This is a genomic window from Rhodocytophaga aerolata (assembly GCF_030503435.1).
GTDB classification, from domain to species: Bacteria; Bacteroidota; Bacteroidia; order Cytophagales; family 172606-1; genus Rhodocytophaga; species Rhodocytophaga aerolata.
Genome location: NZ_JAUKPO010000008.1, coordinates 144,783 through 159,538, shown reverse-complemented (window position 1 = coordinate 159,538; position 14,756 = coordinate 144,783). Strand labels below are relative to the sequence as shown.

The following is a 14,756-nucleotide window of genomic DNA, read 5'->3' as shown; positions in this document are numbered from 1 at the left end:
ATGACACAAAATTATGGATGTGGATCTTATAAAATAAGTAAGCATACGCTTGGGCGTATGCTTACTTATATGAAACTATTCAATGCGTGTTATGTAGACTTTACACGTTGTCAGAAGTAAGTTTAGCTCCTATGTATTCTCTGTTCAAACGGGCAATATTTGTCATAGAGATTTCTACAGGACATTCGGCTGAGCAGGCACCCGTATTGGTACATGCACCAAAACCTTCTGCATCCATCTGGGCCACCATCTTTTCTGCACGTATTTTCTTTTCGGCTTTTCCTTGGGGTACTAAGGCAAACTTACTGATCTGGGCACCCACAAAAAGCATAGCCGACGCATTTTTGCAAGCGGCTACACAAGCCCCACAGGCGATACAAGCCGCAGAGTTAAACGCTTCATCAGCTATTTGTTTAGGTATGGGAATCTCGTTGGCATCCGGAGCACTACCGGTGTTCACAGAAATATAGCCACCAGCCTGTACAATGCGGTCAAAAGCAGAGCGGTCTACAATTAAATCTTTTACAACCGGGAAAGATCTGGCGCGCCATGGCTCAATTACAATGCTTTCTCCTTCATGAAAATGCCGCATATGCAGCTGGCAGGTGGTGGTACGGATAGGGCCGTGTGGTCTGCCATTGATATATAAGTTACAAGTTCCACAGATTCCTTCGCGGCAATCGTGGTCGAAAGCAATTGGTTCTTCACCTCTTTCGGCAAGTTTCTCATTCAAATCATCCAGCATCTCCAGAAAAGACATTTCCGGATTGATGTCAACATTATAATCTACTAATTTTCCTTTATCGTTGGCGTGTTTTTGCCGCCATATTTTTAGTGTCAGTTTCATATGTATAATGAATTAATGTGTTGATATGCTGATGCTATTCATTGGCACATTTGCATATCAACACATTTGCCTATTATTTATAGCTTCTTTGAGTGAGTTTTACATTTTCAAAAATCAGGTCTTCTTTGTGGAGTTCCTCTGGCTGATTATATCCTTTGTACTCCCAGGCAGCTACATACGCATAATTGGCATCATCCCGCTTGGCTTCTCCATCTTCGGTCTGGAACTCTTCCCGGAAGTGACCTCCGCAAGACTCATTTCTTTGCAAAGCATCTTCCACCATTAGTTCGCCCAGTTCAATAAAATCGGCTACGCGGCTGGCTTTTTCCAGTGTCTGGTTGAGTTCTTCATTTACACCCAAGACTTTTACATTCTGCCAGAATTCTTCTTTTAGGGCTCTTATTTTAGCTTTGGCACCTTTTAAGCCTTCTGCATGGCGCGACATGCCGCAGTAATCCCACATAATTTTCCCCAATTCTTTATGGAACTGGTCTACTGTTTTAGTTCCATTGATGGAAAGCAGCCGTTTAATGGAATCTATCACAGCCTTTTCTGCTTCTGTAAAAGCAGCATGGGTTGTATCTACTTTTGCTGCAGGTAAGGTAGCCAGGTAATCGCCAATAGTATAAGGAATAACAAAATAGCCATCGGCTAAGCCTTGCATCAATGCACTGGCTCCCAGCCGGTTTGCGCCATGGTCAGAGAAATTGGCTTCACCCAATGCATAGCATCCCGGAATGGTAGTCATTAAATTGTAATCTACCCACAAACCACCCATTGTATAGTGAACAGCCGGATAGATGCGCATTGGAGTTTTATATGGATTTTCGCCTGTAATCTTCTCATACATGTCAAACAGGTTTCCATATTTGGCAGAAATTACTTTCTCGCTGTCCCTTTTAATAGCATCCGCAAAATCCAGATACACCGCCATTTTTGTATTGCCTACGCCTCTTCCTTCATCACATACATATTTGGCATTACGGGAAGCTACGTCGCGGGGCACCAGGTTACCAAAAGAAGGATACCTTCTTTCCAGGAAGTAATCTCTTTCGGCTTCCGGTATATCTTCTGGTTTGCGGGTATCACCTGCTTTTTTAGGTACCCATACCCGGCCATCATTCCGAAGTGATTCCGACATCAGGGTAAGCTTCGATTGGTATTCACCTGAAACAGGAATACAGGTAGGGTGAATTTGCGTAAAACAAGGATTTCCAAAGAAGGCACCTTTTTTATGGGCTCTCCATGCAGCTGTTACATTGCAACCCATTGCGTTGGTAGACAGGTAAAATACGTTACCATACCCTCCGGTACAAAGCAATACCGCATGACCAGAATGCTTTTCAATTTGTCCGGTAATCAGGTTACGCGTAATAATTCCTCTGGCCCGCCCATCTACCATTACCAGGTCAAGCATTTCGGTACGGGTATATAATTTAATTTTGCCATTGGCTACTTGGCGGCTCATGGCACTATAAGCGCCCAGCAGCAATTGTTGGCCGGTTTGGCCTCTGGCATAGAATGTTCTCGATACCTGGGCTCCTCCAAAAGACCGGTTAGCTAGTAAGCCACCATATTCGCGGGCAAAAGGCACACCTTGAGCTACGCACTGGTCTATAATATTTACACTTACTTCTGCCAGCCGGTATACATTTCCTTCACGGGCACGGTAGTCACCTCCTTTTACGGTATCATAAAATAAGCGGTAAACGCTGTCGCCATCGTTTTGATAGTTTTTAGCCGCATTAATCCCTCCTTGTGCGGCAATACTATGCGCACGGCGGGGGCTATCGTGGAAGGTAAAGGCTTTTACATTGTAGCCTAGTTCAGCCAGTGAGGCAGCGGCAGAGGCGCCAGCCAAACCGGTTCCTACTACAATTATATCATATTTCCTCTTGTTTGCCGGGTTGACAAGCTTTAAGTTGAACTTATGCTTGGTCCATTTTTCCGCCAGAGGGCCTTCTGGAATTTTAGCATCTAATTTCATGTGAATATATTTTTATTTTTTAATGATCACATGGAATGGCCGGCATGTGCATCCTGTTTTGTAAAATACATGTTTAGGCCATTTCATAGATTGATATGATTTTGAAGAAAAACTCGTTATTCAGATAAATAACTTTTTTACAGATATAAAGTTTAAAACCTTAGCGGGTAAGTAAAAAATAGATAGGAAAAGCGGCAAATCCGGCAGGAACCAGAATAGCAATGGCAATACCTATTTTCTCAATAAGTGGTGTATACTTCTTGTGGCGGATACCCAGGGTCTGGAAAGCACTGCCAAAGCCGTGCATCAGGTGGAACGAGAGCAATACCATAATAATTACATAGAAGATAGATAGCCACCATTCCTGCTGAAACACGGTTTTTACCAGGTAAGCCATATCTTTATACTCTGTGCCTTCGTAAGTTACAGTAGGTATATCACCGAACTTATAGGTGTACCAGAAGGTGCGAAGGTGCAATAACAGGAAAATTAGGACTAAACTGCCACTAAGTCCCATGTTTCTGGAAAACCAGCTGCTATTAGCTGAAGGCTGGCTGAAAGCATATCCTTGTGGCCGGGCTTTCTGATTGCGCCTGGTGAGCACAAACGAGGTATAAATATGAATGGCAAAGCCCAGAACCATTATAATTTCAAGTACCCGGACAATGCCGGCCGAAGACATAAACTGGGAGTACTCATTAAAGGCTCTCCCACCATCAGCTCTGAAAATAAGGAAGTTGCCGGAAAGATGCACAAATAGAAAAGAAACCAGAAACAAACCGGTAAGTGCCATTACCAGTTTCCGGCCGATAGTACTGGTGAGGGTTTGTGTAATCCAACTCATGGGTTAATGTATAATTAGAGAATAGGTTAACAAATAGTTAAAATATAGTACCAAATTTAAGAAACGTTCAAAGTTACACCCGGCAAAGATATTAAACAACGCAATACACCATTTTAATTAAAATGCAATTTATTCACTTACCTTACATATGTAAATTACATTTATATATGTAAATTGCTAGTAAAGAAACAAACCACCGGCACATTTGTTTGTGATATAATTAGTTAGGAAAGTACAAATTTATAGCGCCTGATCAATGCTCCCGTATCGCCTTATTTTTATGCAAAGCCGCATATTTCAAGCACTTAGCTTGCTTCTGCTGCTATTTATTATATCTGTTAACCAAGCAAATGCCACCCATGTAAGAGCAGGAGAAATTATAGCCATTAGAGATACTACTGGAGGCAATTCTGGTACGTTTAGGTACCGCTTTATATTCACCATGTACCGCGATACCTGTCCTACCTGCGTCGCTGCAGGTCCGGCAACCCTCTATTTTGGATATGGAAGCCCTCCGGAGAACAGCGGTTCTGTAGAGCCAAACTCACCACGAGTGCTTATCGGAAATGATACAGAGCGGGTAACGTATGAGTTTACCCATACGTATCCGGCGGCAGGAATTTACCAGGTATATGTAACAGTAGATAACCGCAATAGGGATGTATTGAATATGGTTAATTCTGTCAATACTTCCTTTCACGTAGAAACAACTATATTTATCAATCAACAAGTAGGAATTAACAATACACCGATACTGAGAATCCCTCCGGTAGACCTGGCTAGGGTAGGGCAGCGGTATGTGCATAACCCGGATGCCTTTGATATTGATGGCGATAGTTTATCTTATAGAATAGTAACGCCTAAGCAGGGATTTGGGCTTGAGGTAAACGGCTACCGCGATCCACAACTGGTACAAGCAGGCACCAACGAAGCAGGTACTGGCCCTGCCACTTTTGGTATTACCCAGAAAGGAGATTTAATCTGGGATGCTCCAACCAGGCCCGGGATATATAATGTGGCTTTTGTGGTAGAAGAGTGGCGGAATGGGGAAAAGATAGGTATAGTTACCAGGGATATGCAAATTATTGTACGGGATAATATAAACCTGCGGCCTCTTCTAGAAATTCCTAATGATACCTGTATTGTAGCAGGTTCTCCTTTGCCAGGTTTCGTGCGGGCTACCGATCCTGATGGCAATCGTATCCGGCTTTCAGCCAGCAGCGGATTATTTCAAAGCAACTTTCCGGCTCCCAGAGCAAGTTTTACTGTACCTGCACCTATTCAAAACAATCCGGCAACCGGCAACTTCTTCTGGCAAACCCAATGTTTGCATGTGCGGGAGCAACCCTACCAGGTAGTTTTCCGGGCAGAAGACTTACCAACTCCCGACACTTCCAGAAAGCTGGTAGACATCAGAACCTGGCAGATCCGGGTAGTAGGTCCTAAGCCCACCGGGCTGACAGCCACTGCCCAAGGCAACTCGATTGGGCTCTCCTGGGATGCCTACACCTGCAGCAACGCCTCGCAGATGGTCATCTGGCGCAGAATCGGCTGTGGCGAGCTGCCCGATGACCCCTGCCGGACAGGTGTGGACCCGGCCTCGGGCTATGTGCAGATCGGTACAGTGCCCATCGGCACCACCTCTTTTGTGGATGACAATGCGGGCCAAGGCTTGCAGTCAGGGGTCAGCTACAGCTATGTGATCTCAGCCTCCTTTGCTCCTCCCTCAGGTGGAGAAAGCCTGGCTTCTGATGCTGTCTGTGCCTCGTTGGCCTTGGATGTGCCCTTCATCACCAATGTGTCGGTGGAAAGAACTGCTCCACAAGGCGAGATCTTTATCCGCTGGCTGCAGCCCCGGGAGCTGGATCAGGCTGCCTTCCCCGGGCCTTACCGCTATGAGCTCTACCGGGCCACCGGGCTTTCGGGCACGGATTTCTCTTTAGTAGGCAGCCGTACGGTGACTAGCTTTACTGCTGCCACAGTCAATGACACCACCTTCCGGGATAGCGGACTAGACACAGAGGTCAATGCCTACAACTATATGCTCCTGTTTTACTATCAGACAAGCAGGCTCAAAGACTCTTCGGCCACTGCTTCCTCGGTGCGCCTGACCGTGACTCCGGGGGTGAATGTGATTGACCTTTCCTGGCAGGCTAATGTGCCCTGGAGCAATGCCGGTACCACTCACAAAGTTTACCGCGAGAGCCGCACCTTGCCGGGCGTGTTTGAGCTGTTAGCGGATGTGGCGGTAAGCGATGCAGGCAGTTTCCGCTTCAGTGACACCGGCAATGGGCTGGTCTTGGATGAGGATTCCACCTATTGCTATTATGTAGAAACCTATGGCAGCTATGGTAACCCCAAGATTTTATCCCCTTTGATCAACAAGTCACAGATCGCCTGTGCGGCCCCCCTAGATACGCTGGCTCCTTGTCCGCCTTTGCTAGCCATCGACAGCCTGGACTGCGGCAGCCTGACAGGGGAATCTTTCTGTAATGTAGAAAGCTTTGCCAATAAGCTTACCTGGAGTTATCCAACAGCTGTTGGGGAGAACTGTGATGAGGACATTGTGGCCTACCGCTTGTACTACAAGCGCTATGAGGAGGATACCGAGTTTGCCTTGATCGCCACTATCAACAGCCCCCGGCCACCTGCCATGTTCTATGAGCATAGCGGCTTGAGCTCGTATGCGGGTTGTTACTATGTGACGGCTGTCGATGAGGATGGGCAGGAGAGTGCCCCGAGCAATGTGGTCTGCAAAGACAACTGTCCCTACTATGAGCTGCCCAATGTGTTCACCCCCAATGGGGATGGCAAAAATGAGCTGTTCACCCCTTTTCCTTGTCCTCGATTTGTGGAATCCGTGGAGGTGACCGTCTACAACCGCTGGGGCCGGCCTATGTTTGAGACCAGCAATGTGCTCATCAACTGGGATGGTATGATTGGTTCGGGAGAGGAGAGTGGGGGCAGTGAGGTGACCAACGGGGTGTACTACTATCTGGCCAAGGTCAGGTTTGCCCGTTTGCGGCGAAGTGATGAGCTTACTCAGATCAAAGGATGGGTGCAGATTCTGAGATAAGTATCCTTGCCCAATAAGCTTAATCATCCAATACTAATAGTATTTTTTGCAAACTCCGGTATAGAAACATACCGGAGTTTGTAATTTTGGTATATAGCAATTTTTGAAAATGGCTTAGGATGTGTGCATTTGAGGATGTAAACTAATAATTGGATTTCTTTATGTTTGCAAAAGCAGAGGTTTACACTTGAGTCAGCTCAAACAACTCATCCGTCTACTTTGGGGCTCCTGGTAATTTTCAGAAAGATTCAGGAAGGTAATCAGTATGTGAAATACAATTTTGAAATTGCAACAAATTTCATATTTTACAGTATTGATTCTTGCCATTCACTCAATTCACCTTTAATTAAAATTTAATGCCGTTAGCAAAACGCTTACTACTCTTTCTGATTTTTCTGGCTATTCCCTTATCAGAAATATATGCTACCCATGTCAGAGCTGGCGAAATTTCAGCCTTCCGGGATACTACCGGAGGAAACCAAAACTCATTCCGCTATATTTTTAGATTTGTTATGTACCGGAACACCAGAGGTGTACCGCAAGCGGCGGTAACCATGAATTTTGGCGATGGTACCCTTTCCCAACCCAATGATATTAGAAGAACTACCCCGCTTGGCAATGACACCGAAGAACTTGAGTTTGTTTTTACCCATACCTATCCGGCAGCAGGTATCTATACAGTGAGTGTTATTATTCCAAACAGAAATGCAGGAATTGTAAATTTAGGATCTCCCTCTGATATGATTAGCTTCTATGTGGAGACTACCTTGTTTATTAATCAGCAGGTAGGAATTAACAATACACCAGTGCTGCTCAACCCTCCTATAGACCGGGCCTGCGTAGGCGAACGGTTTGTGCATAACCCGGATGCCTTTGATATTGACGGGGATAGCCTGGCTTACCGGTTGATAGTGCCTAAACAAAATGTGGGAATTAATGCTGTTGGGTATGTAGATCCTACTACGGTTAGAGCCGGCACCAATGAGGCTGGAACCGGGCCTGCGAGTTTTAATATTAATCAGCGCGGAGATCTTGTATGGGATGCGCCAGTGGTACAAGGAGAATACAATGTAGCTTTTATCATTGAAGAATGGCGGAATGGCGTGAAAATCGGTGAAGTTACCAGAGATATGCAGATAAGGGTGTCGGATTGCCGGAATAACCACCCATTACTAGTTATTCCAAATGATACGTGTGTTGTGGCAGGCTCTCTGGTTACCGGAGTAATTCGCGCCACTGATCCGGATGGTAATCAGATACGCTTGTCGTCGAGTAGTGGTTTATATGAGCCGAACTTTCCGGCTCCCAGAGCAACCTTTACACCAGATATGATTCCTCAAAATAGCCCGGCAGTGGGTAATTTTACCTGGCAAACCCAATGTTTGCATGTGCGGGAGCAACCCTATCAGGTTATTTTTAAGGCAGAAGACTTACCATTAAGAGATACTTTAGTTGATATAAAGACCTGGCAGATCCGGGTAGTAGGTCCTAAGCCCACCGGGCTGACAGCCACTGCCCAAGGCAACTCGATTGGGCTCTCCTGGGATGCCTACACCTGCAGCAACGCCTCGCAGATGGTCATCTGGCGCAGAATCGGCTGTGGCGAGCTGCCCGATGACCCCTGCCGGACAGGTGTGGACCCGGCCTCGGGCTATGTGCAGATCGGTACAGTGCCCATCGGCACCACCTCTTTTGTGGATGACAATGCGGGCCAAGGCTTGCAGTCAGGGGTCAGCTACAGCTATGTGATCTCAGCCTCCTTTGCTCCTCCCTCAGGTGGAGAAAGCCTGGCTTCTGATGCTGTCTGTGCCTCGTTGGCCTTGGATGTGCCCTTCATCACCAATGTGTCGGTGGAAAGAACTGCTCCACAAGGCGAGATCTTTATCCGCTGGCTGCAGCCCCGGGAGCTGGATCAGGCTGCCTTCCCCGGGCCTTACCGCTATGAGCTCTACCGGGCCACCGGGCTTTCGGGCACGGATTTCTCTTTAGTAGGCAGCCGTACGGTGACTAGCTTTACTGCTGCCACAGTCAATGACACCACCTTCCGGGATAGCGGACTAGACACAGAGGTCAATGCCTACAACTATATGCTCCTGTTTTACTATCAGACAAGCAGGCTCAAAGACTCTTCGGCCACTGCTTCCTCGGTGCGCCTGACCGTGACTCCGGGGGTGAATGTGATTGACCTTTCCTGGCAGGCTAATGTGCCCTGGAGCAATGCCGGTACCACTCACAAAGTTTACCGCGAGAGCCGCACCTTGCCGGGCGTGTTTGAGCTGTTAGCGGATGTGGCGGTAAGCGATGCAGGCAGTTTCCGCTTCAGTGACACCGGCAATGGGCTGGTCTTGGATGAGGATTCCACCTATTGCTATTATGTAGAAACCTATGGCAGCTATGGTAACCCCAAGATTTTATCCCCTTTGATCAACAAGTCACAGATCGCCTGTGCGGCCCCCCTAGATACGCTGGCTCCTTGTCCGCCTTTGCTAGCCATCGACAGCCTGGACTGCGGCAGCCTGACAGGGGAATCTTTCTGTAATGTAGAAAGCTTTGCCAATAAGCTTACCTGGAGTTATCCAACAGCTGTTGGGGAGAACTGTGATGAGGACATTGTGGCCTACCGCTTGTACTACAAGCGCTATGAGGAGGATACCGAGTTTGCCTTGATCGCCACTATCAACAGCCCCCGGCCACCTGCCATGTTCTATGAGCATAGCGGCTTGAGCTCGTATGCGGGTTGTTACTATGTGACGGCTGTCGATGAGGATGGGCAGGAGAGTGCCCCGAGCAATGTGGTCTGCAAAGACAACTGTCCCTACTATGAGCTGCCCAATGTGTTCACCCCCAATGGGGATGGCAAAAATGAGCTGTTCACCCCTTTTCCTTGTCCTCGATTTGTGGAATCCGTGGAGGTGACCGTCTACAACCGCTGGGGCCGGCCTATGTTTGAGACCAGCAATGTGCTCATCAACTGGGATGGTATGATTGGTTCGGGAGAGGAGAGTGGGGGCAGTGAGGTGACCAACGGGGTGTACTACTATCTGGCCAAGGTCAGGTTTGCCCGTTTGCGGCGAAGTGATGAGCTCACCCAGATCAAAGGATGGGTGCAGGTACTCAAATAAATATAGGGATTAAATATAGCGATCAGGCAACTGAATGTAAATTTAGAATAGCTTGTTATACGGAGTATACCTTCTGTACTTAATTCACGTTTAAGAGAAAGAAGTTTGCAATTTGCCCAGAGGCATTTATTCTTCACTGATTTAATTTATATACGATGCATATAATCCTTTTTGATGGAGTTTGTAATTTTTGCAACGCCAGTATCAATTTTATAATTGACCGGGACAGCCGAAACCAGTTCAGCTTTGCCTCTTTGCAATCAGAAATAGGCCGGAAACTGCTTCAGCAATACCAGGTGCCAGATACAAATTCCCTGGATAGTGTGGTATTGATTAAAAATGGTAAGGTGTATAAAAAGTCTGCTGCAGCTCTGGAAATTGTAAAAGACTTAAATGGCTTATGGCCTGTCCTGTCTATATTTAACCTGTTGCCATCGTTTATACTAGATACCTTCTATGATTTACTGGCTAAAAACCGGTATAAACTTTTTGGCAAGTCTGAAACCTGCCGTATTCCTACCCCGCAGCTCCGGCAGAAATTCCTATAATAGTTTAGTAACTAGTTGATACTAGGTATGTAACAGATTCATTACGTAACCTTCTGGTATAAAAGTGGGACAACTACTTACTTTTTAGACTGTAATTACTAAATTTACCAACCTAAAACCACCTGTTGTAATGAAAGCATATATTTTTCCTGGGCAAGGTTCACAATTTCCGGGTATGGGAAAAGAGCTGTTTGAAGAATCTGACAAAGCAAAAAGCTTGTTTGAAAAGGCAAATCAGCTACTAAAATTTGATATTACCAGAGTCATGTTTCAAGGCACCGAAGAAGAATTGAAACAAACTAATGTAACCCAACCTGCTATCTTTTTACACTCGGTTATCCTGGCGGCTATTTCTGAAAATTTTGAACCGCAAATGGTTGCCGGTCATTCATTAGGTGAATTTTCTGCTCTGGTTGCCAGCAAAGCCCTTTCCTTTGAAGATGGATTGCTTTTAGTGGCCCAGCGGGCATCGGCTATGCAGGAAGCCTGTGAAATGAACCCCTCTACGATGGCTGCCATACTTGGATTGGAAGACGAGAAAGTGGAACAAGTTTGTGCCCAGATAGATGAAGTAGTTGTAGCAGCGAATTATAACTGTCCGGGTCAGCTGGTTATTTCGGGAAGTATTAAAGGCATTGAAATAGCGTGCGCCAGGTTGAAAGAGGCAGGTGCTAAGCGTGCATTGCCATTGCCAGTAGGAGGTGCCTTCCATTCTCCTTTGATGGAGCCAGCGCGTGAAAAACTGGCAAAGGCTATAGAGAGAACTACTTTTTCGGCACCTCGTTGTCCTATCTACCAGAATGTGAATGCTCAGCCTTCTACCAACATAGAAACCATTAAGGCCAATCTGATTGCCCAGTTAACAGAACCTGTCCGCTGGACACAGTCCGTGCAAAATATGGTAAAAGATGGGGCCACTACCTTTATTGAATGTGGGCCTGGCAAAGTGTTGCAAGGTCTGGTGAAAAAAATAAGCCCGGGTGTAGAAGTTGGCAGCATACGTTAACATCTAAATTATTTCCAGGCAAGCATAGGGTTTAATTAGCCTCTTTTGCACATTAAGCTATATAATCCGCTCATTACTTTATGAAACCGACCGCTTTATTCAATCTGATCAAGTACACACCCAGGTGGGTTATTTTCCAGATTGATGTTCTTATATGTGTGGCATCTTTGGTTCTGGCCTTTTTATTAAGGCTAAACTTTGAAATAGAACTTATTAACTGGATTGATCTATCCATTGCTTTACTGCTAGCCATCAGCGTAAAGAGTATCTTTTTTCTCATAACCGGAAGTTTTGCAGGTATTATTAAATATACCAGTGTAGAAGATGCCAAAAGAATATTTCAGGCGCTTAGTTTTAGTTTCCTGGTCATATTCCTGGTGAACAGCCTCCATTATTATTTAAAAGACGCCTATATCATACCGGTTTCTGTTCTTATTATTGATTATTGTGTGTCTATGTTATGTATGTGTGCCATACGCATCCTGGCCAAGATTCTTTACTTTGAATGGAAAAACCAGAGCCATAGCCAGAAGAAAGTAAACATTATCATTTATGGGGCCGGAGAAGCAGGGGTTATTACAAAAAAAACTATTTCCCAGGACAAAGATAACAATATGAATGTAGTCGCTTTTCTGGACGATGACCCCGGAAAAGTACGGAACACTATTGATGGGATTCATATCTATCAGAATAATAATGAGAATCTTGTCAGACTCATCAATCAAAAGAAAGTAGAAGTGCTCATTATTGCCATCCAGGATCTGTCACCTGAAAAAAAGAAAGAGGTAATAGATACTTGTCTGGCATTTGGTATACAGGCCCGTAGCATTCCGCCGGTACAGAAGTGGATTAATGGAGAGTTGAGCCTGAAGCAGATTAAAGATGTAAATATTGAAGATGTATTAGGCAGGGCTCCTATACAACTGGATAAAACCCGAATTAAACAGGAAATTGAAGGAAAAACGATTATGATTACGGGAGCTGCTGGTTCCATTGGCAGTGAACTTACCCGGCAGATCCTTCTCTTCTCTCCTAAGAACATGATTCTGATAGACCAGGCCGAGTCTGCTTTGTACGACCTGGAACTAGAACTTTCCGAGCTGCCTTATAAGATTAATTACCAAATGAGGCTATGCAATATCACTAACGGTAGCCGGATGGAGAAACTTTTCCGGAAGTTTAAGCCTGATATTGTTTTTCATGCGGCTGCCTACAAGCATGTGCCAGTTATGGAAGAAAACCCTGCCGAAGCTGTAATTGTAAATATTCTGGGAACCAAAATACTAGCCGATTTATCCGCTAAATATAGTGTAGAGAAATTTATTATGATCTCTACTGATAAGGCGGTTAACCCAACAAGCGTAATGGGAGCTTCCAAACGTATTGCGGAGATATACACCCAATCTCTTAATAATGAACTAGCTAGTATAGATGATGGTAGCCCCATACAAAATACCAGGTTTATAACCACCCGTTTTGGCAATGTGCTGGGTTCGAATGGATCCGTAATACCCCGTTTCCGGAAGCAAATAGCTCAGGGAGGCCCGGTTACAGTTACTCATCCGGAAATTACCCGTTACTTTATGACCATACCCGAGGCCTGCCAGCTGGTGCTGGAAGCAGGCAGTATCGGTGAAGGTGGGGAAATATTTTTGTTTGATATGGGCAAGTCTATCAAAATAGTAGATCTGGCTAAAAAAATGATAAAACTTTCAGGCTTAACATTAGGTAAAGATATACAGTTGATTTATACGGGATTGCGTCCGGGAGAAAAATTGTATGAGGAACTGCTAAGTAATGAAGAAAATACCAAGCCAACCCACCATCCGCAGATATTAATTGCCAAAACCCGTAATTATAGTTTTGCACTCATTAAAGAACAGATATTCGATTTGTCTACACTGCTTACTCTACACAATAATGAAGCTATTATTATGAGTATGAAAAAGATTGTGCCTGAATACATCAGCAAAAATTCCATCTATGAAAAACTAGACAAACCGCAGGAGATGGTTGAGTAAAGATACTAGTGATGCCTAGCAGAAGCGCTTATATTAATAATATAAGCGCTTTTTATTTGTCTCAGCTTGTAGCCAGGTAAATTTTTCAGGTATTATAAAATAATACTTATCTAATAAATAGAATTTGCGTATACGTCTACAATAACATAATCTGATAAGCCATTACATGTGGCAACTGGTAAATAGGTGTACGTTTATCCTTTAGACAGATACAACAACCCATTTCTGTACAACAAAGCTTCAATAAAAATACTCCCTTTAAAAATCTTTAGGTCAATTTACTTTGTTTAATATTAGCATATTTCAGTTAAACAAAGTTGTCCTGCTAAATTACAATCATTATATTGTGTTTTGTCTCTGTAAATAGTACAAAGATAAAATTTGTTATATTAATCTGTTTATTAACAGCGATAGTTAATTATTTTTGTTAAAGTTTTTTCAATAAACATTAAACAAAGTTTGGAAATTTCGTTTAATAATTTGTATATTTGGTTAAACAAAACGCATAAGGGTATGACAGCATTAGAGTTTACGTATTCAATTAATAAGATATCCAAGTCTCTTAGGCCTTTTGCGCTAAGATTGACTAAGGATGGAGAAGATGCGAATGATTTACTTCAGGAAACCTTGCTGAAGGCATTTACCAACCGTGATAAGTTTGCAGAGGGTACTAATTTAAAAGCATGGTTGTATACCATCATGAAGAACACCTTTATTACAAACTATCAGCGCTTAGTAAGAAAGAAAACGTTCATTGATACTACCAGCAATCTGCATTACATTAATTCAATGGACAACATCACCGATAACCTGGCGTATTCCAGCTTTACCCTGGACGACATCAGTAGGGCGATGAAGAGCTTGGATGATGTATACCGTACTCCTTTTATCATGCATTTCAGAGGATTTAAGTATCATGAGATTGCTGAGAAACTTAACATACCAATTGGAACGGTAAAAAACAGAATTCACATTGCCAGAAAGGAATTAAAGGATATGCTGCAGAATTATTCCTATAGCTATTAATATACACTTTTGCATCGGCCTAAATTAAACTGGTTACTTCCTAAACATTGCGCTGTTTAGGAAGTTTCGTTTTTAGGCAATCAGAAAGGTAAATTACCAGAGCACAGATAAATTAGATGGGTTTATGTAACCTAATACATAAATTAAATAATCCCTGTACGCTAGATTATTATATTAAATGCTTTGATATTAATTCTAGAGCGATATCTTGGAGAGATGGTCCGGAAACCTGACATAAAATTTTATTTTAAATACGCATTGAGCAGTCCTGTAGAACAG

9 protein-coding genes are annotated in these 14,756 nt (G+C 44.2%); 6 read left to right on the top strand and 3 right to left on the bottom strand.

Annotated elements, in window-relative coordinates:
* Nucleotides 1–100: 100 nt before the first annotated feature.
* The 3 genes from Q0590_RS15935 to Q0590_RS15925 form a co-directional block, all read right to left on the bottom strand.
* Nucleotides 101–847, bottom strand: a complete 747-nt coding sequence (locus tag Q0590_RS15935) for a succinate dehydrogenase/fumarate reductase iron-sulfur subunit (RefSeq protein WP_302038565.1) — start codon at nt 845–847, stop codon at nt 101–103.
* Nucleotides 848–920: 73 nt separating this feature from the next.
* Entirely contained in the window at nt 921–2,834 is a 1,914-nt protein-coding gene (locus tag Q0590_RS15930; protein WP_302038564.1) for a fumarate reductase/succinate dehydrogenase flavoprotein subunit, read from the bottom strand.
* A 160-nt stretch (nt 2,835–2,994) separates the two neighbouring features.
* Nucleotides 2,995–3,678, bottom strand: coding sequence for a succinate dehydrogenase cytochrome b subunit (locus Q0590_RS15925; RefSeq protein WP_302038563.1), 684 nt, complete (start codon nt 3,676–3,678; stop codon nt 2,995–2,997).
* Between the two features lie 280 nt (nt 3,679–3,958).
* Between Q0590_RS15925 and Q0590_RS15920 the strand changes: the two genes are divergently transcribed.
* The 6 genes from Q0590_RS15920 to Q0590_RS15895 all read left to right on the top strand — a co-directional run bounded on the left by Q0590_RS15920 (nt 3,959) and on the right by Q0590_RS15895 (nt 14,477).
* The gene (locus Q0590_RS15920; RefSeq protein WP_302038562.1) at nt 3,959–6,754 is read left to right on the top strand and encodes a T9SS type B sorting domain-containing protein; all 2,796 of its coding nucleotides are present in this window, start codon (nt 3,959–3,961) and stop codon (nt 6,752–6,754) included.
* A gap of 356 nt (nt 6,755–7,110) precedes the next feature.
* Nucleotides 7,111–9,876, top strand: coding sequence for a T9SS type B sorting domain-containing protein (locus tag Q0590_RS15915; protein WP_302038561.1), 2,766 nt, complete (start codon nt 7,111–7,113; stop codon nt 9,874–9,876).
* A gap of 155 nt (nt 9,877–10,031) precedes the next feature.
* The gene (locus tag Q0590_RS15910) at nt 10,032–10,424 is read left to right on the top strand and encodes a thiol-disulfide oxidoreductase DCC family protein (RefSeq protein ID WP_302038560.1); all 393 of its coding nucleotides are present in this window, start codon (nt 10,032–10,034) and stop codon (nt 10,422–10,424) included.
* A gap of 130 nt (nt 10,425–10,554) precedes the next feature.
* Entirely contained in the window at nt 10,555–11,430 is an 876-nt protein-coding gene (gene fabD, locus Q0590_RS15905) for an ACP S-malonyltransferase (RefSeq protein WP_302038559.1), read from the top strand.
* An 80-nt stretch (nt 11,431–11,510) separates the two neighbouring features.
* A complete protein-coding gene (locus tag Q0590_RS15900; protein WP_302038558.1) occupies nt 11,511–13,451 on the top strand; it encodes a polysaccharide biosynthesis protein in 1,941 nt (646 codons plus the stop codon).
* Between the two features lie 513 nt (nt 13,452–13,964).
* The gene (locus Q0590_RS15895; protein ID WP_302038557.1) at nt 13,965–14,477 is read left to right on the top strand and encodes an RNA polymerase sigma factor; all 513 of its coding nucleotides are present in this window, start codon (nt 13,965–13,967) and stop codon (nt 14,475–14,477) included.
* Nucleotides 14,478–14,756 lie beyond the last annotated feature (279 nt).